Below are 17,254 nucleotides of genomic sequence, written 5' to 3' on the forward strand. Positions count from 1 at the left end.
CCGCGGATTTCATCAAGGCCAGCAGACTTCGGGCTGCACGCGTAGGCCGAATAGATGGCAGCAACCGACCTCTCGAGCCGTCACGTTGAAAATGCTCTTGCAGGGCGGGGGGCGTCCATAGATGTTGCAGGGATGGTCGGAGTTGCCGAACTGGGGCGCATTGGGGTAGGCGGAGCCCCCGCTTCCTGTTTGGTCGTTCCCCATGCCGCACAAGGCCAACGCCGCTCGCCGCCATCACATTCCCCGGCCGAAACGGCGGGTGGCGAACTGGGCGGTGTATGATGCCGCGCTGCGCCAGCGGGGCAGCCTGACCGTCTGGTTCACGGAGGAGGCGATTGCGAGCTGGCGAGCGGCGCCACGGACCACACCGGGCGGGCAGCCCGCCTATTCCGACCTCGCTATCACGACCGCACTCATGCTGCGCGCGGTGTTCCATCAGGCGCTGCGCCAGACCGAAGGACTGATCGCCTCCATCCTGAAGCTGCTCGGGCTCGATCTGCCGGTGCCGGATCATTCCACGATCGGCCGCCGAGCCAGGACGGTGAGACTGCCCAACCCCCCGCGTTCAACCAGCGGGCCACTTCACCTGCTGGTGGACAGCACGGGACTGAAGCTGTGCGGGCCGGGCGAGTGGCTGATCGAGAAGCACGGCACGCGCAAGCGGCGCTCCTGGAAGAAGTTGCACATCGGCATGGACGCGGCCAGTGGCCGGATCGTCGCGGCCACGCTGACCGACCGCGACGAGGACGACGCCGCTCAGATTGGACCATTGCTCGACCAAGTCAGCGACCCGGTAGCTGCGCTGACCGGTGACGGTGCGTATGACCGGATGGGTGTTTACGCCGCCGTGCATGAGCGTCATCCCGAAGCCACAGTTGTAGCGCGGCCGCGCAGCGATGCTGTCCTCAGCGACACCGCCGCGACCGCGCCAACCCAGCGCGACCACCACATTCAAGCGATCGCCGAGAAGGGGCGGATGGCATGGCAACGGGATAGCCGGTACAATTTGCGGGCTCGTGTTGAGGGGCAGATCGGTCGCTTCAAGCTGGTCATCGGCCCGGCGCTGCGCTTTCACACCGATCAGGCGCAGGCGGCCGAAGTCGCCATCGCCGTTGAGGTGCTCAACCGCATGCTCGGCCTGGGCCGCCCGGAATCCGTCAGCATCGCCTAATCAGCGGCCCCGCCGGGGCAACCGCTTGCCTTCATCACCTCTGTGCGACACGCTGACGGAAGCGCCAGGCGTCCGCGTGTTCCAACCATGACCATCCGGGCGTTCCAGGGCGGCGCCGGCTGCGGCAAAACTTATCGTCTGATGCGGACGCTGGCCGAAAGCTTGACGGATTGCCCTCTGGCTTCCGGTCAGCGGGTGCTGGCTCTCACCTTCATGCATGGGTCCCGGCGGCGTCTGGATGACCGGTTGCGGGAGCTGGGACATGCCTATGAATGCGCAACGATCGATAGCTTTGCTTTGCGTGTGGTCACCCGTTGGCGTAGCTTGGCGGATCATCTGGGGCATGCGCTTCCGCTGGAGACGGAGTACGGCACCGTCTGCGCTGTAGCGGCTGCCTTGTTGGAGCAGCCCAGCGTCGTCGGGTGGGTGGCTGCCAGCCATCCGATCGCTCTCCTCGACGAAGCCCAGGATTTGACCGAGGAACGGTTGCGTATCGTCCGGGCGCTGGAGGCTCGGCTCACGCTCCTGGTTGCGGCCGATGAGTTCCAGTGCCTGAACGAGGGCTTGCGCCCCAATCCTTTCTGTTCTTGGTGAGCTGGTCCCCGTTTCCCGGACAGTTTGGCGGCAGGAATAAGCTTGGTTCAGGTTCGTGTCATGCCGCCAATCTGATTCGATCCGGCGTGCCCTGGTAGGCCTCATCCGGGGTTCTGCCGCCGAGCGCCGAGTGCGGCCGGCCGGCGTTGTAGTAATCGATCCAGTGGCCGATCCCGGCCCTGGCCTCGCTGCCCGTTTCGAAGGCGTGGAGGTAGACGCACTCGTATTTCATCGATCGCCACAGCCGCTCAATGAATACGTTGTCCATCCACCGGCCGCGCCCGTCCATGGACACCCGAATACCGGCTGCGGTCAAGAGGCCGGTGAAGCGCGGACTGGTGAACTGGCTGCCCTGATCGGTGTTGAAGATGTCCGGCCGGCCGTAGCGTGCCATAGCCTCCTCCACGGCCTCGATGCAGAACTCGACGTCCATAGTGTTCGACAGCCGCCAACTCAGGACCTTGCGTGTCGCCCAGTCCATCACCGCGACCAAGTACAGAAAGCCGCGGCGCATGGGAATGTACGTGATATCACTGCACCACACCTGGTCGGGGCGGTCGATCGTCAGGTCGCGCAGCAGGTACGGCCAGATCTTGTGCTCCGGATGCGGTACGCTCGTCTTCGGGCGCTGGTAAACCGTCTGCAAGCCCATCCGCGCCATCAAACGCCGAACCCGCTTGCGGTTGACCTCATGGCCGTGCCGGCGCAGATGCCGGGTCATCTGCCGGCTGCCGTACCAGGGCGTTTCCAGGAACTGCCCGTCGATCAGCCGCATCAACTCCAGATTTGCGGCCGGTTCGCCCTTGGCCGCCCCGTAGTAGCTGGACCGGCTGATCGAAACCAACTCGCACTGCCGCATGATCGACAGCCGCGGATGCTCCGGCTCGATCAACTCCCGCCTCCAGCCGACGCTCATCGACCGGAGGCCTTGCGCAAAAAATCGCGTTCCACGACCAGCTGACCAATCATGGCGTGCAGCTTTTCCACCTCGCCCTGATGGCTGACCTCGGCGGCCTCCGCCTTTCCGGAGAACACCCCGGCCATCCCCTCGATGGCCTGCTTCTTCCAGGCGTTAATCAGCGTCTGATGGACACCATGCTTGGCAACCAGCTGCGACACCGTCAGCTCGCCCCGGATCGCCTCCAGTGCCACCTTCGCCTTGAACTCCGCCGAATACCGCTTCCGCTTCCCCGTCATCAGGTCCGTCCTTCATCGTGGCGAACCAAGCTTATCCGACTGTCCGGGAAACGGGGACCAGCTCATGGATCACGGCAGCGACCGTTGTGGAAACCCTGGACAGGCCACACCGTACGAGCGTGGCCGATCTTCTGAACGCCGCCACAGCGCTCCGGCGTGGCGAGACGCCAATGTCCGGCCGACAGTTCGTGATCAAAGCAGCGCCAAGCGTGTCCTTGGCGCGCACCTTCCTTTCCAATCAGATCGGGCGGTGCCGGCGTGGTGGGTCGGTCGCCGTGATCACGCCATCGGTCGGACGGTACGCCACCAATGTTCTTCAATCGGTCGCCGAAACGCCAACCCGACAGGGAAATGGCCCATACCCGATTTCCTGGGAGCGGTCGGAGCAGGAGGTGCTCACGACGCTGCTCGGCCAATTGGACTTGGCAGAGCGTGCGAGCGTGATGGTGGCGGACCAAGCGGTGCAGAGGCTGGAGGTGCCGGCGGTCGTAACGGCGGTGCGCTCTTGGCTGGGGATGCAGCAGCTTGCGCTTGGCCGCACGGAGGTTTTGCGAAAAGACGTCGAGGATCGGATTGGCCGAGCCGTGTCACACGGAAGACGTTTCGTCTTCCGAAGAGATGATGGGCTGTGCGCGTTGACCGTGCATGGCGCCAAGAATCGCGAGTTCGATGGCGTGGTCGTTCTTTGGTCGTATGCCGTTGCTGGCAGTGCCGAACAGAAGCGGCGTTTGCTCTACAACGCTGTCACCCGTGCCAAGCGCTGGTGTCTGGTTTTGGCGGAAGGGGAGCGACTTTTGGAACAAGCTCCTTTTGTCGGATGATCGTCGAGCCGAATTAGGTGTCGACAAAAATTCTTCTGGCTGTCTGGAACATTCAGTCGCGCATTTGTCGTCAAGGGAATGACAGGACCATTGCTATCAGCGCTTTCCCATGCCGATCGGCGTCAGAACCTCACGCCGATTCACAGGCAGGGGGCCAAACTTGCAACAGAACCGACAAGGGAGTGCAACTCGACTTCGACATATGTCGCGACCGGCTACTTGATGAGCTTCTTGATAAAGTAGTGGCGAGCGGAGGATGATTCATCCGTGCTGTACTTCAGCGCCATCCGGACGTCTTTCAGGTAAGCACGCCCTCCGGACGTACGTGCGGCCTGTTCAGCGATGAGACCGAAAAGCCTATCATCTCTCACCAAGTGGCCGAACAGCTCTGGCGCGAGCTGGCGCTCAACGAACAAGTTCACCACGCCTGCCCTAAGACGCTGGCACCTGTCCCACTCAAACCAGAACATTGACCGTGGAAGGCGAGGATCAAGCCACCGCCAGCTCTCGTCGGCGACACGATCGGTCGCCGCGGCGGCATGGGTCACCTCGAAGCCCATCTGCGCTAACTCGGCCTGATTGCGCGAACGCCGACCGAAGCTTCGCGCCAGCAGATACGCCCTTAGATGGACTTCGTCACGATCAGGAACGGAACCGACAGCATGTCGGGCGGCGGTCAACCAGGGATCCTCGCCATAGTCGTTCGGCAGGTCATCCGGCCCGAAAGCGCGCGCTACGAGAAGGAGAAGCTGGCGCGGGAGGCGCTCTTCCTGCGCAAAGAGGTAGGTTACTGCGCCCATCTGCGCGGCCGCTCGGAACCAACGCTCTCCATTCCCTCCCTCAAGTCGTCCTGCTCGCATAGCCGAGACTACGGCTGCCAGAACTTCGCCATCGCCGAAAGTTGCCACGGCCTGTTCAGCGAGGTCAGAGCGTCCCGCCTCGATCATTGCCGCGAGCACCTGCTGTCCCCGCTCGGAACGCCTCAGCACACCGAGCGCTTCGTCAGCAACCCCAAGCCCACTCGCCCAAAATGCAGGCTCTGACGTGATCTCGGGCCGCGACGATAGGATCGGGTTCACCAACTCAGGTGCCGAGCGCAGACCGGTCAAGAGTTCCTCCGAGGAAGCGCGGCCCAAAGCCTGACGTGCGACGTTCGCAACCGCACCATCGCTGCCCAGCATATCGGCAAGGGTGTGAGGCCGACGCAGGAGGAGTGCCCGAGCGAGCGGCCGGGTCGACGTCTGCACGGCTTCAACGTCGAGGCTGACAAGGTTGTCCAAGAGGTAATCCAACGCCGCCTCGCTCAGTCGCTCCGCTTCGGGCAGCGCAGCGACTGTGACCGCGGATCGCGCGGCTCGGGCCTGAGATGCGCCGAGATCGTCCTGCAGGATCGCGATTGCATCTTCGAGCGCCCGCGGTTCGCTCCCAATCCGGTCGATCAAGCCGCTCAGGAGGCACAGGGACGGGAACGCCGCGCGCCCACCCGCGACGTCGCCGCCGATCTGCCGCAGAAATTGTCTCAACCCGTGAGGTCTGGGGTGCAGCAGATCCTCGACGGCGGTGTCCAACCAATCGCCTGAAGCGGACACGCTCTCCGCATCGACCGCCTTGCTGAAGCGAGTGCGTATCGCGTGATTGCCAGGCGGCAGAAGCTGAAGGTCGAACGAGGCTCCCGCCATCGAGCGATCCGAGCCAGCGAAGGTGCAGAAACGGAATGCTCGACGGAGGCGTGGCCATTGCTGCGACCACAGCGCCATGACCAATGCTTCGCTGTCGATCTCCGACGACCGGGTCGCGACGACGCGCGCAGTCGGCTTGCCGTAGAGCGCGCCGACGATCCTGCGCGCCTGACCCTCGTCGCGCTCATCGATGCGCGGCGGCTCCGACCAGGACTCAATCGCGAGTTGGCGATCGTAGCGGCGCTCGGCGTTTGGTTGGGGCCGCTGGAAGGCCGCGAGAAGGTCCCCGAGCGACGGCAGCACGGCCAAGTCGGCAAAATCGATCAGCAGGGTGTGCGTCCAGACGCAGCCCGGCCGACTCATCTCCGGCGCCCCCCAAGTCCGCGCGAACGCATACAGCCCCGCTTCTGCGAGCGGATAACCCGTGAGATATCCGCATTCTTCGATCTTGATGCCCGGACCAGAAATGTCGCTCAACACGAGCAGCATCTTTGCGTCCCTGGATTTTAGGGACACCGAGCCTGCAATCTGGCGATGACCTTCGGCATATCCGTGCAAGACCTGGTGGATTTTTACCCGTGCGGGGCCTGCTACTCCATCAACCATGCGAGCGGCTCGGTGACGTCGTGGGTTTCGGTGGCGCCGGCTATGAGGCGTATGCGTTTCGAGGCTTGGTCGAGGTTTCGCAGCGCTTCAGCCTCTTCACTCGGCGGCGCGCCCTCCTTGGTGCTGTCGTACTCGCCCCCTTGGGCGCTGAGTCCGTAGACGCGCCAATCCCAGCTGTCGGCGGCTCGCTCCAGGTACTGGCCGAGCATGGGCAGTTTGGCCTTCAGATAGGCGTAGGGTTCGAGGCCCTCGTCGGCGACTTTGTCCCAGGCGGATAGCATAATCGCCAAGCGCCTCGGCCCGATGTCCAACGGAGGCTCCCGGAGTAGCTGCAGCAAGCCGATTGCCTGAACCTGGGTCGGGGCGAGCCGAGGGTGCCAGGGTACCTCCTGGCCTTCGGGGACGGGCAGACCAAGCTTCTTGGACAACTCAGTCTCGTCGACCACCCATTGGGGCGGCCGAATGGTGTCGGCGTGGATGAAGAACAGGATGCCGCCGGCCTGCAGGATCTCCGCGACGTCCGGATCACACGCGCGTTCCTCCCACATCCGCCGATACGCCTCGCCCGCCACATCGGGAAAGGTGACGCGCACGGGCGTTTTCGCGGCGTTAAGCAGGTTCATGCTGACGAGCTTGTTGCCTCCGACGGCGGTTCGTTCTTGGATGCGGGCGTCGCGCCACCTGGCCGCAATCGCGTTCAGGTGAGCCACATCGCCCGACCGGAGATTGTGGAACCGAAGGACCGTCTCAATGTCCCGCTCGGTCACCAGATGCCAAAGCGCCCCGAGGAAGGTCGTTTTGCCGGATTCAGGAAGACCGATGATGACGACGGAGCGCTCAGTCATTGTTGCCGCCCTCGTGCTTAATCGTCAGGCGCGCGAACGCCCGCAACGAGGGCGCAACCGCCGGCTGGACGATCGCCGGCATCGCGGCAGGCGATGCCCAGAACGTCAGCATCTCGGCGACGCCCGTGCCGCGCTTCACCGCGGCGGTTTTCGGCGAAGCAGCGATCATGCAAGTCTCGACTTGCCTGAAGCTGCCGCCAAATACGCGCTCGACTTGTGCGGCCAAGCCCATGAAGTTCGTCTCGGCCCGATCACGATGAGGGGACGCTTGGACGACGTCCATCTTGGTAAGCGCAAGCACGAGGCGTTGGCCGCCCCGGAGGGCGCCACCATCGAGCAGCGCCTGCAGGATCATCACGATCTCGCTACGCAGGTTATGTCGCGCGCCGGCGTCCTGAAGACGTTGACCGTCGACGAGAACCGTCACCGTGTCGGCGCGACGAATCTCTGGGAACGGGCTGAGTTCCGCGGCGTCGTCAACGGCTGACCGATACTCTTCGCCGGCGCGATCCCCGAGCAGCAATGTGAGGCCGTCACCCGCGGCCCCACCCGCGAGATCAAGATGGTAGAAGCGTACCTCGCCGTGGCCGGTCCGCTCCATGTCGGGCTCGCCCCGGCGCGATGCGGCGCGGGCGTCATGACAGGCGAGTTCGAAGGCGTGCAGCGTCTCGGACCGGGCGTACTCGGCCCCACCGACGTCGCCCTCCTGGAAGAGATCGTACAGGCTCGCGATCAGGCTCGTCTTCCCTGCCCCCTTTGGCCCGATGATGGCGATCACCCGAGCATCGCTTCGCCGAAGCACCTGCGAGGCCTGCTCCAGCGTAAGCGTATCCGCCCCGGGCAGCGCCAAGCCGGCGCCCGGATCGGATGTCTCGGCTTCCCCGTCCGCGATCTCCTCCACCTCCGGCTCCCGGCCGTAGTGGGGGCAAACCTCAAGCTCCAACCCTTCTACGCATCGGCCAGTTTCGGAGATGCGGCACTCGCGGTTGGCGCAAATGACCTCGCCGTCTTCCGCCATCTCGCTCACTCGAACAGGACCAGGAGGCGCTCGCGGTAGAATTGGACGCCGAGGGCGAGCGCCGACACCTGACGCGCGCCTTCGACACCCACCACCGCCGCCCAGCCCTGCACCCACGCGTCGCCGCCGCCCGCCTCGCTCTGACGCTGGATCGCGAAATGGAGAGGTTGGGTCACGGGCGACGAACTCGCCTCGCCGACGAGATTGTTGAGCCAGCTGGCGGCGGCGGCATTCAGGGCAGTCGCGACCGTCAGCTTCTTGCGCTCCTTCAGCCCGGCGCGGACCAGAAGCGGCTTGATCGAGCGCGGCCCAGGAGGGAACACGGTGCTGTCCGCCAGCTCCTTCGCGAACACGAGCGGCTGGGCTTCAGCGGCTACGGCGTCGAAGGCGCAGTCGAAGTCGAAGCTCCGGCCGCCGGTCAGCCACCACAGCATTTGAAGCTCCTCATCCTGAACCTGGATGAAGTGATCGACCGCGCGGATCGCCTCGGCCTGCCTGGCTGCGAGCGTCCGGAGCGCCGTTTTGATGGTGTTGGATGCGAGGGTGAAGGCTTCGGTCAGAGCCTCTCCCGTCAGCTCGGCCGCCTTCGCGCCCGCCACCGCGAAATCGATCTTGGGCGACGCGTCGCTCACGTGCTTGGTCAAAGACGGCCGGGTTCGGTTTGCGTCGGCCATGCGCTCAAGCGCGGCCTCGGCAAGCAGCGGCAGATCCATGGGCAGGTTCGGCGTGCGCGCGCCCCCGAAGCTCGCACACGCGGTGCTGAGCGCTGCGGCGGCACCGACCTCATCGTCGCGCTCGAAGAGCACGGCGAGACAGGCGCCGGCCAGAACTTGCATTTCACGCGATGCCTGACGCGGATCGAAGGCCTCGTCGGCGAGTGCGTAATCCTTATGGATCCGGGTCAGTTCATGGCTTGACGGGGGCTGACGCGTGGTTCCGAACGCAAGCCGGACGAGCGCTTCGACCGTCGCCCGGTCGGCCCGATCCGCGATCATGCTGAGCCCCTTCCAGCGCGCCGCCTGGCGCGTCGCTTCGTCGCCAATCGCGACGGCCGCGTACCAGCGGGGGAAATCCTTGTGCATCGGGGATGCTCCGCCCTCCATCATGACCTCTCCCGTTGCGCGACCTCGCGCGCGACCTCATCCAGCAGACCTCTTTCTCCGGCCCGCAGAAGCGCCCGCCCGTACCGCTCGGGTTCCGGAAGCTTCAACTCCTCGCGGTCGATCAGACCGAGACCCAGCGCGATATCGCGCCGCTGACTGACCGTGAGTTTCCAGAACCGGAAGACCAGGTTGCGCGTGCTCTCGTCGCTCATCGCAGCCTCCACGTCCGCGTCCGCGTCCGCTGCCGGGGCCGTCACCACAGGCGCGACCGCCGCAATAGCGGGGACACGCATCCGGCCTGGGATAGAGATGCGTTGGCGGAACACCTCTTCGCCTCCCAAGCTCTGCGTGGGCCGGTACTGTTCTGGGTTGTCTTGCCATTGCAGAAGGTGAGCCTCGATCTCAAGCGCGCGGGTCGGCCCCTCTCCGACCACGCGCACGTCGATGAGGTTGTACGCGGGCTGCCAGCCCGCCTCCCCGCGGTCGGGGTTCACCGCCCCCGCGCTGAACCTGACATAATGGTCCGTCTTCGTGATGCGCTGTCGGTGCTTGTGCCCGAACAGGTGGATGGCCGACCTGTTGCAGATCTTTTCGTCCACGTCGTCCTGGTCAGAGAACCAGTCCGGCGGATGATGGCTCATCACAAGGTTCACGACGTCGTCGACCGGGTCGAGACCAGTCTGAAGGGGGCTCAGGTAGAGGCTGTCCCGCGTGTCATCTCGACCGCCCGCACCCGATAGCAGGACGGAGGTCAAGCCGAAGATGCGCAGATGGACGCCGTCCTCGAGCGGCAGGTCCTGCTTCCAGTAGAGGTGGTCTGGCGGATAGATCTGACAGCTGAACAGTTTGGCGAAGTCGTTGTAGGCCTCAAGCGGCTTCAGGAGCGCTCTCCCGGTGTCCGGATCGGTGAACTGGGTCCGAAACTCGCGCTCGCGCCGGTGGCCCGACGCTGCCATGATCGCGGCCTGAGCGTTGCGGACCGCGGCTGAGCGAGTGATGACGCCGCGATCCACGTCGTGGTTGCCGGGGATCACGAACACCCGCTCGAGCGGACATCCGCACGCTTCGGCCAGTTCGCTGATCCAAGCCTTGGCCGCCTCATACTCCTGAGGATGACCCTTGAAGGCGATGTCCCCGCCGATCAGGATCGCGCCGACTGGACCTAGCCGCTCTGCCCGTGCCCGAGCGTCACGGATCATGATCGTGCGATAGGGCCGATCCGGGTCGAGATCCGGGTTGACGCAGTCCGGCTCCCGAAAATGAATGTCGGAGATATGAAGAAGCAGCATGGCCGTATCATAGCAGCGCGTGTCCGAAGAATGTAGCAAGTTTCGGACGGCTGGGACAGTCGTCTGTGCGCCGTCCTTCCCGGTGTCCGAAAATTGCGGCACACTTCGGACATGTCGAACACAGCCGCTCAGACCTCCGACCTGCGCAGCCGCCTGCTCGCTCGAATCGCCGAGCAGGCGAACGAGGTATGGACGCCCAGCGATTTTGCCGATCTCGCCAGCCGCGATGCCGTGGATAAGGCGCTCCAGCGCTTGGCGGCCGCAGGCGAGCTCCGGCGTATCGACCGGGGCCTGTACGACCGGCCCGGGGGCAACAGCTTCACCGGCCTCCCCACTGTCCCGGACTACTGCGCGGTCATTCGCGCCGTGGCCCGGCGCGACAAGGTTCGCTTCGTCGTCGACGGCATGACCGCCGCCAACGACCTCGGCCTCACCACGGCCGTGCCCGCCCGCATCGAAGTTCTCGTCGATGCTCGCCTCAAGCCGATCAAGCTTGGCAAGCAGGAGATCCGCTTCAAGCCCGCTGCAGCGAGCCGGCTCTACTGGGCTGACCGACCCGCCATGAGGGTGGTCCAAGCCCTGCACTGGCTGCAGGACGTGCTGAGCCACGAGGATGAACGGACCCGCGTCGCCGGCGTCCTTCGGCGACTGTTCGCCGATCCGAAGCACGGCGGAGCCATCCGCGACGATCTCCGCGACGGCCTGTCGGCGCTGCCCATATGGATGCAGGAGTTCCTCCGTCCATTGATCGCCGGCGAGGCCTCGCCCGCATGACTTCGCACGCGTACGTAACGGTGATCCGCGCCTCGGCGCGCGACCGCCTTGATCTGTTCCTGGCCACCGCCAACTGGCTCGGCGCACCTGTCGGCAATATCGAGAAGGATTTCTGGGTGGGCGCTCGATGTAAAACAGCACGCGGTCGGGGCCCCAGAGTTTCCTTCGTTACCAACGGGTTCCCATGCCGATCGGTGTCGGAACCTCGCGCCGATTCACAACCCTGAGCGCTACAATGTCAACGGCGGCGCGATCGCGCTCGGCCATCCTTATGGCATGAGCGGGGCACGGCAGGTGGGCCACGCCCTTTTGGAGGGCCGCCGCGGGGGCGAACGGTTCGTCGTGGTCACCATGTGCACCGGTGGTGGCATGGGGGCGGCGGCGTTGTTCGAGGTCAATCGCTGACCACTTGGCGCGGCTTCACACGCCAGGGCAACTCCTGGTCGGTAAGGTTCAGCTGTGGTCGGTGCCGCTCGTCCTTTGCACGGGGTGAACCGTGCCGAGTTTGTCAGAGGCCGGTTCATACCCTTGTGCTTTCAGCGCTTCCAGTTGACGGGTTGCTTCCGCGACCAAGCGGAGCCACGCTTGGCGTCGCTGTCGGATGGTGGACCGTTTGAACCGGGCGCCGGCCAGGGCGTCGTGACGTCACGGGCCGCGAGCCAGGCCGCCTTGGCCCGGATGCCTCCCTCTGTGCCAACGTCAGGTGAGACAGCCGCCTCCTGAAATGATTGGTAGAGGGCGCTGTTGAGGACCCGATGAGCATGAAGCCGCTGTCGCCATCCGCCGCCCCCTTTTCGCCTCCGGACCCGGAGGTCAGCGACCGGCCGCAACGCCGGACGTTCAGCGTCGCCGACAAGCTGCGCATCCTGGAGGAGATCGACCGTGCTCGTCCCGGTGATATCGGGGCCGTCCTGCGCCGCGAAGGACTGTATTCGTCCAACGTCGGGCGGTGGCGCCGGCAGCGCGATGCCGGACAGCTGCACGGCCTCACTCCGGCCAAGCCGGGGCCGAGGAGTGCGCCGGCCAATTCCAACAAGGGCGACCTGGAGCGCCTGCAGCGGGAGAACGCACGCCTGCGTGAGCGCCTCACTCGCGCCCAGGCGGTCATGGAACTCCAAAAAAACTTGGCTCTTGTCGGGAAGCGGGGTGGTGAGTGGCGGCGTGATGACGAGCGGCGGAGGGGGTTGAGGTGAGTATCGTTTTCGGTCCTGGTGCTCGCGATGCCGTCGCCCCTTCTGGTGAACCTGACATCCCTGCTCGATGACGCCAAGTGCTACGCGCTGGTGCGCCAGCATCGCTGGCCCGATGGTGTGCGCTGCCCGCACTGCGCCAGTGCGTCGGTGGCCCGCCACGGCTTCGACGATACCCACCGCGCGCGCCAGCGGTATCGCTGCAAGTCCTGTCAGGCCCGCTTCGACGACCTGACCGGCACGGTGCTGGCCGGCCACCACCAGCCGCTGCGCGTCTGGGTGCTGTGCCTGTATCTGATGGGCCTGAACCTGTCGAACCGGCAGATCGCCCAGGAACTGGACTTGGTGGCGAGCGACGTGCAGGCGATGACCGAGCAGTTGCGCGCCGGCTTGGCCGCCAAGGTGCCGCCCCCGCCGCTGAACGGCACGGTCGAGATCGACGAGGTCTACGTCGTCGCCGGGCATAAGGGCCAGCCGGCCGAAGTCGCCAAAAGGGGCGCTCGGGACGGCGCCGCCGGCTGAAGGCCGAGCGCGGGCGCGGCACGCTGGCAAAGGACAAGCCGCCCATCCTCGGCCTGATCCGACGCGGCGGCGATGTGGTGCTGCACATGCTGTCCAATGTCCAGCAGGCGACCATCCGGCCCATCATTCAGGCGTCCGTCGCCGCCGGCGCCCTGATCCACACCGACGAGTACGACATCTACGCCCGTCTGGAGACCTGGGGCTACGCGCACAAGACCGTCTGCCATGCCCACGGTGAATACGCCCGCGACGAGGATGGCGACGGCTTCGGCGAGGTCCACGTCAACACCATCGAAGGGCTCTGGTCGTTGCTGCGCTCCTGGCTGCGCCCGCATCGCGGCATCTCCCAGGGCAAGTTGCCCCTCTATCTCGCCTTCTTTCAGTTCGTCCACAACGCACGGCGACGGGGAAAGGCCCTACTCGGAACCCTCGTCGGGGCCATCGTCACATGATGCCACCACCCCGCTTCCCGCCAAGAGCCAAAAACTTTCCGACGTGCTGGGTTCCGCTGCCCTCGCCGGACCGCGACGAGAGCCGGTGATGGCCGCCATTGAGCAGGCGGCCCCGGCGGTGGACGTCGCCGCCGCTTGCCGGGCGCTCGGCATGCCGCGCGCCAGCTTCTATCGGCACCGCGCCCGGCAGCGTCGCGTCGGGCCGCCATGTCCACCACCACGGCGCCCCTCACCGCCACGCACGTTGAGCGCGCCGGAACGCCGCCAGGTGCTCGACCTGCTGCATGGCGAGCGCTTCGTCGATGCCGCCCCGGCCCAGGTCTACGCCACGCTGCTCGACGAGGGGCAGTACCTGTGCTCGGTCCGCACTATGTACCGCCTGCTCGCCGCCAACGACGAGGTCCGCGAGCGCCGCCAGCAGCGCCGGCATCCGGCCTATGCCAAGCCCGAGTTGCTGGCCACCGGCCCCAACCAGGTGTGGAGCTGGGACATCACCAAGCTGAAGGGGCCAGTCAAGGGCACCTGGCTGTGCCTGTACGTCATCCTCGACATCTTCAGCCGCGCCGTGGTGGGGTGGACGGTGGCGTATCGGGAGAGCGCGGCTTTGGCCGAACGGCTGATCCGGCAGACCGTGCGCAAGCACGCCATCGCCCGCGACCGGCTGACGCTGCACGCCGACCGCGGCGCGGCGATGAAGGCGAAGGCGGTGGTCGAGCTGCTGGCCGACCTCGGCGTGACGCGCAGCCACAGCCGGCCGCAGCAGTCCAACGACAACCCCTTCTCCGAGGCGCAGTTCAAGACGCTGAAGTACCACCGCGACTTCCCCGAGCGGTTCGGCTCGATCCAGGACGCCCGGGCCTTCTGCCGCGCCTTCTTCGCCTGGTACAACACCAAGCACCGCCACTCCGGGCTGGCGCTGATGACGCCGCACCAGGTCCACTACGGCGACACCGGGGCGATCCGGACCGCTCGCCAGGCGGTGCTCGATGAGGGGCACCGCCGCCATCCTGAGCGCTTCGTGCGCAAGCCGCCCGAAGCGCCCGCGCCGCCCGCCGCCGTGTGGATCAACCCGCCGGCCGCCCGGACGGTGAGCTGATGCCCAGTCCTGCCATCCCGTTGTTCGGCGGAAGACCGGCCATCCCGCCGTTCTCTAATCGCGGCCGATTCTACAAGCCATTTTTCGTGGCTCCGCGTCTTGGAAGGCACCAGCAGCACAGCCCCCTTCCAAGCGATGGTGGAACGAGGGCGGAATTGGCCGACACGGTCAAGCCCACAGCCGCCGAAGGCGGGGGCCCGCAGGGCCAGGCTTGAGGGTGTCGGCCAATTCCGCCAGCATCGTCACCGAGAGGAAGGTGCTGGTACCAGTCTGTGGTCAGATCCTGCTCCGCCGGGTTCATGGTTCTCTCCGCAGTCGGACGACGCCGCCGCAACATGGCATCTGGCGAGGATCGGTGTCCCTATGTCCCGGACGCGGTCATCGTCGGAACGAGCCGGAACGGCAGGAACGGGATCGCCGAGCCCCGTCCCGGCAGGGACAGGTTCCCGCGAGGAACGAGGAGGAGCGCAACCGGTCAGGCCGCCCGCTCCATGGTCCAGCGGAACTCTTGTTCGTCCTTCCACATGCGGTGGAGGACAACCGCCAACTTCCTGGCGACTGCAACCTTGGCTTTGCGCGCGCCGACCCGCTTGCTCAAGGCTTCACCCCAGGTCTTGAGCCAGGAGGGTTTGGTGATCCGGCTCAGCAGGACGTTGGCCGCCTCGAACAGATAACTGCGCAGCAGGCCGTCTCCGCAGCGCGAGATATGCCCGTCGTAATCGACTTCGCCCGACTGATAGCGCCGCGGCGTGAGACCGAGATAGGCGCCGACCGACGTGGATTTGGCGAGCCGCGCCGGGTCGTCGATCACGGCGGTATAAGCCAGCGCGACCACGACGCCGACACCGGGTGCGGTCATCAGGCGGCGGACCCGGGCATCCGCGCGCGCCCGTACCCGAACCTGACGGTCGAGGTCGGCCACCTGCTCGCGCAGCGTCTGCCAAGCGGTCAACAGGGGTTCCATGATGGCGACCAACGCCGGGTGATCGACGATCAGTTCCCGCACCCGGACCGCGAAATGACCGCCTCCGGCTTGGCCGACGAGGAGACCAAAGGTCTTGAGCAAGCCGCGGATCAGGTTGGCGGTGGTCTGGCGCTGCGAAACGAGATGCGCCCGCGCGGCCAGCAACGTGCGGATCGTGTGGCTGTCCATACTCTTGACCGCCACCTCGCGATACCAGCCGGTCCGCACGACCTGCGCGAGCCCCAGCGCATCGTTGTCGTCGGTCTTGTTGATCTGCAGGCTGAGCGCCGCCTTGGCATGTCGGGCGTCCAGGCAGATCACCGGCAACCCGAGCTTGCGCAGTTCATGGACGAGCCAGGTGGACAGCAGTCCGGATTCCAGCCCGATGCGCACGGCGGCCGGCGCATGCTCGTGGACGACGCCGGCGATGGCGTCCGGCGTGGAGGAGCACCGCCCGCGCCATACGACCTTGCCGGAGCCGTCGAGGACGCAGACGGCGGTCATGTCCAACGAGACGTCCAGCCCTACATAGAGTTCCATGATCGCTCTCCCGATCGGTGGTGGCGTGAGGCTGAACGCATCAGACCTCGTTCTGGGCGCCGGGGAGCGGCGCCCTCCCGCGATTACGCCATGTCCCGGCCTGTCATCCCCCACGCCGGCGCGCGAGAGGGCGGGCAAGGCCCTTCCCGAGGGACCCGCCCTCAGGGGCGGGACGGAAGGACCTTGCGCGACCCGAGCCCGCCGGCATCCTGCAAGCAGACCGGCGCGGCGACCTCGGCGCGGGCACCTCTGATCACGGGAGCTTGCCGAGCCTGAACTCCAAACCCGGCTGTCTCATTCGCGTTGACACGTACCGTTCGACGGCGAGCAGTTGGCAACCTGCGTTGCTGTAGAATCTGTTTGTAGCGGGCGTGTCCCAGCCGGTGCTGAGCGGGATGCTACTTTAAGCTGAACAGGGGTGTTGCGGCGGGGGCGCGGTCTGGTAAGTCTGCGGCCTTCGTTCCGACCGCTTGGATCTGCACTCTATGGGCACCGCCGTTCATCCCGCAAGCACCACGGCGGCCTCTTGGGACGCGTTCTCGGATGTCGATGCCTTTGTCGACGAGGTGCTGACTGAGCTGACGGCGATGGCGGCGGACGGCAGTCGCCCGACCCGTTCCGGGCCGAAGCCGGCGCTCACCGGAGCAGCGTTGCGTAAGGCGATCATGGCGATCTGGTGCGTGTGCTTCTGCGGCATGCAATGGCGCGCCATCGGCCGGCTCTCGGGGATCCCGTTTGGCACGCTTTTCGCCCTGTTCGCCCGCTGGACCCGGCTGGGATTATGGCGCCGTTTGCTTGATCGACTGCGCCGGACGTGGCGGCTGGCCTGTGGCGATGCGGCCGAGCCGAGCGCGGTGGTGATCGACAGCCGGACCTGCCCCTCGGCCCCGAGCTGCTTCGCGCGGGGTGTGGATGGCGGCAAGAAGATCCGTGGCATCAAAATCCACCTGGGCGTGGAGAAGTACGGCATCCCGTTGGCCATCGACGCCTCGCCGGCCAACGTGCACGACACCAAAGGCATCGTGCCGGTCCTGCGCCAGCTCGCCGGGCAGGACTTCCAAGGACCAGCCATCGGTGATCTCGGCTATCGCGGCAAGCGCCTGGCCAAAGTCGGGGCGGCGCTCGGGATCACGATCCAGCCAATCGCCCGAGGACGCGACGGCGTGTTCATCCCAACCGAAATTGCTTGGGTCGTGGAAGTAGTCTTTACGCAAATGACAAAATTGGACGTGCTCGCTTTCCACGCTGGTGGGCAGCACATAGCGGATCTCGACATCGGTGTCGGTGACGACGACGCGGTCGATGAGCAGCATGACGAGCTGGCGACGCTGTTCGAAGCTGGCGGTGGCAAGTCCGTGCTGGACACGCGTGCGGAACGCCTCCAGTGACGCCG

At 65.8% G+C, this 17,254-nt stretch carries 17 protein-coding genes and 1 pseudogene; 10 read left to right on the top strand and 8 right to left on the bottom strand.

Annotation, left to right across the window (positions count from 1 at the left end; genetic code table 11):
• The first annotated feature begins 202 nt into the window (after window positions 1–202).
• The gene (locus M2351_RS25040; RefSeq protein WP_264658785.1) at window positions 203–1,171 is read left to right on the top strand and encodes an IS5 family transposase; all 969 of its coding nucleotides are present in this window, start codon (window positions 203–205) and stop codon (window positions 1,169–1,171) included.
• Window positions 1,172–1,258: 87 nt separating this feature from the next.
• Window positions 1,259–1,765: an AAA family ATPase gene (locus M2351_RS25045; protein WP_264658786.1), complete on the top strand. Its 507-nt coding sequence runs from the start codon at window positions 1,259–1,261 to the stop codon at window positions 1,763–1,765.
• Between the two features lie 58 nt (window positions 1,766–1,823).
• Here the strand turns inward: M2351_RS25045 and M2351_RS25050 are convergent.
• Window positions 1,824–2,962, bottom strand: a protein-coding gene (locus M2351_RS25050; RefSeq protein WP_264658787.1) for an IS3 family transposase whose coding sequence is annotated in 2 segments (ribosomal slippage) — window positions 1,824–2,707 and window positions 2,707–2,962 — 1,140 coding nt in all. Because the reading frame shifts where the segments join, the coding sequence is not laid out codon by codon here.
• Window positions 2,963–3,132: 170 nt separating this feature from the next.
• Here M2351_RS25050 and M2351_RS25055 point away from each other — a divergent pair.
• Entirely contained in the window at window positions 3,133–3,783 is a 651-nt protein-coding gene (locus tag M2351_RS25055; protein ID WP_264658788.1) for an ATP-binding domain-containing protein, read from the top strand.
• A gap of 215 nt (window positions 3,784–3,998) precedes the next feature.
• On the opposite strand, the gene M2351_RS25060 is transcribed toward M2351_RS25055, so the two are convergent.
• The 5 genes from M2351_RS25060 to M2351_RS25080 are packed head-to-tail and all read right to left on the bottom strand — an operon-like array spanning window position 3,999 to window position 10,323.
• Window positions 3,999–6,068: a GAP1-N1 domain-containing protein gene (locus M2351_RS25060; RefSeq protein WP_264658789.1), complete on the bottom strand. Its 2,070-nt coding sequence runs from the start codon at window positions 6,066–6,068 to the stop codon at window positions 3,999–4,001.
• Window positions 6,053–6,913 carry a TRAFAC clade GTPase domain-containing protein gene (locus M2351_RS25065; protein WP_264658790.1) on the bottom strand — a complete coding sequence of 287 codons (861 nt, stop codon included), beginning with the start codon at window positions 6,911–6,913 and terminating at the stop codon, window positions 6,053–6,055. The genes M2351_RS25060 and M2351_RS25065 overlap by 16 nt, the downstream gene beginning before the upstream one ends.
• Entirely contained in the window at window positions 6,906–7,931 is a 1,026-nt protein-coding gene (locus tag M2351_RS25070; RefSeq protein ID WP_264658791.1) for a TRAFAC clade GTPase domain-containing protein, read from the bottom strand. Before M2351_RS25070 ends, M2351_RS25065 begins: the two co-directional genes overlap by 8 nt.
• Window positions 7,932–7,936: 5 nt before the next feature.
• Window positions 7,937–9,013 (bottom strand): GTPase-associated system all-helical protein GASH, encoded by a 1,077-nt coding sequence (locus tag M2351_RS25075; protein WP_264658792.1) that lies wholly within the window; start codon window positions 9,011–9,013, stop codon window positions 7,937–7,939.
• A gap of 20 nt (window positions 9,014–9,033) precedes the next feature.
• Window positions 9,034–10,323: a metallophosphoesterase gene (locus tag M2351_RS25080; RefSeq protein WP_264658793.1), complete on the bottom strand. Its 1,290-nt coding sequence runs from the start codon at window positions 10,321–10,323 to the stop codon at window positions 9,034–9,036.
• A gap of 111 nt (window positions 10,324–10,434) precedes the next feature.
• On the opposite strand from M2351_RS25080, the gene M2351_RS25085 reads away from it, so the two are divergent.
• The 6 genes and pseudogenes from M2351_RS25085 to M2351_RS25110 form a co-directional block, all read left to right on the top strand.
• Entirely contained in the window at window positions 10,435–11,097 is a 663-nt protein-coding gene (locus tag M2351_RS25085; protein ID WP_264658794.1) for a DUF6088 family protein, read from the top strand.
• 48 nt (window positions 11,098–11,145) lie between these two features.
• Window positions 11,146–11,502, top strand: coding sequence for a hypothetical protein (locus M2351_RS45245; RefSeq protein WP_406567437.1), 357 nt, complete (start codon window positions 11,146–11,148; stop codon window positions 11,500–11,502).
• Window positions 11,503–11,858: 356 nt separating this feature from the next.
• On the top strand, window positions 11,859–12,290 hold the full coding sequence (locus M2351_RS25095; protein ID WP_264658796.1) for a hypothetical protein: 432 nt from the start codon (window positions 11,859–11,861) through the stop codon (window positions 12,288–12,290).
• A 27-nt stretch (window positions 12,291–12,317) separates the two neighbouring features.
• Entirely contained in the window at window positions 12,318–12,809 is a 492-nt protein-coding gene (locus tag M2351_RS25100) for a transposase (RefSeq protein ID WP_264658797.1), read from the top strand.
• Complete coding sequence (locus M2351_RS25105; protein WP_264659102.1) at window positions 12,806–13,261, top strand: IS1595 family transposase; 456 nt, start codon at window positions 12,806–12,808, stop codon at window positions 13,259–13,261. The genes M2351_RS25100 and M2351_RS25105 overlap by 4 nt, the downstream gene beginning before the upstream one ends.
• 73 nt (window positions 13,262–13,334) lie before the next feature.
• A pseudogene (locus M2351_RS25110) lies at window positions 13,335–14,357 on the top strand (IS3 family transposase); the annotation flags it as partial.
• A 475-nt stretch (window positions 14,358–14,832) separates the two neighbouring features.
• On the opposite strand, the gene M2351_RS25115 reads toward M2351_RS25110, so the two are convergent.
• Window positions 14,833–15,861, bottom strand: coding sequence for an IS110 family RNA-guided transposase (locus tag M2351_RS25115; protein WP_264658798.1), 1,029 nt, complete (start codon window positions 15,859–15,861; stop codon window positions 14,833–14,835).
• Window positions 15,862–16,360: 499 nt separating this feature from the next.
• A complete protein-coding gene (locus M2351_RS25120; RefSeq protein ID WP_264658799.1) occupies window positions 16,361–16,558 on the bottom strand; it encodes a hypothetical protein in 198 nt (65 codons plus the stop codon).
• Here M2351_RS25120 and M2351_RS45250 point away from each other — a divergent pair.
• Complete coding sequence (locus M2351_RS45250) at window positions 16,557–17,249, top strand: transposase (protein WP_406567442.1); 693 nt, start codon at window positions 16,557–16,559, stop codon at window positions 17,247–17,249. The two genes, M2351_RS25120 and M2351_RS45250, sit on opposite strands and share 2 nt — an antisense overlap.
• The last annotated feature ends 5 nt before the right edge of the window (window positions 17,250–17,254 follow it).

This window comes from Azospirillum canadense (assembly GCF_025961225.1).
Classification (GTDB): domain Bacteria; phylum Pseudomonadota; class Alphaproteobacteria; order Azospirillales; family Azospirillaceae; genus Azospirillum; species Azospirillum canadense.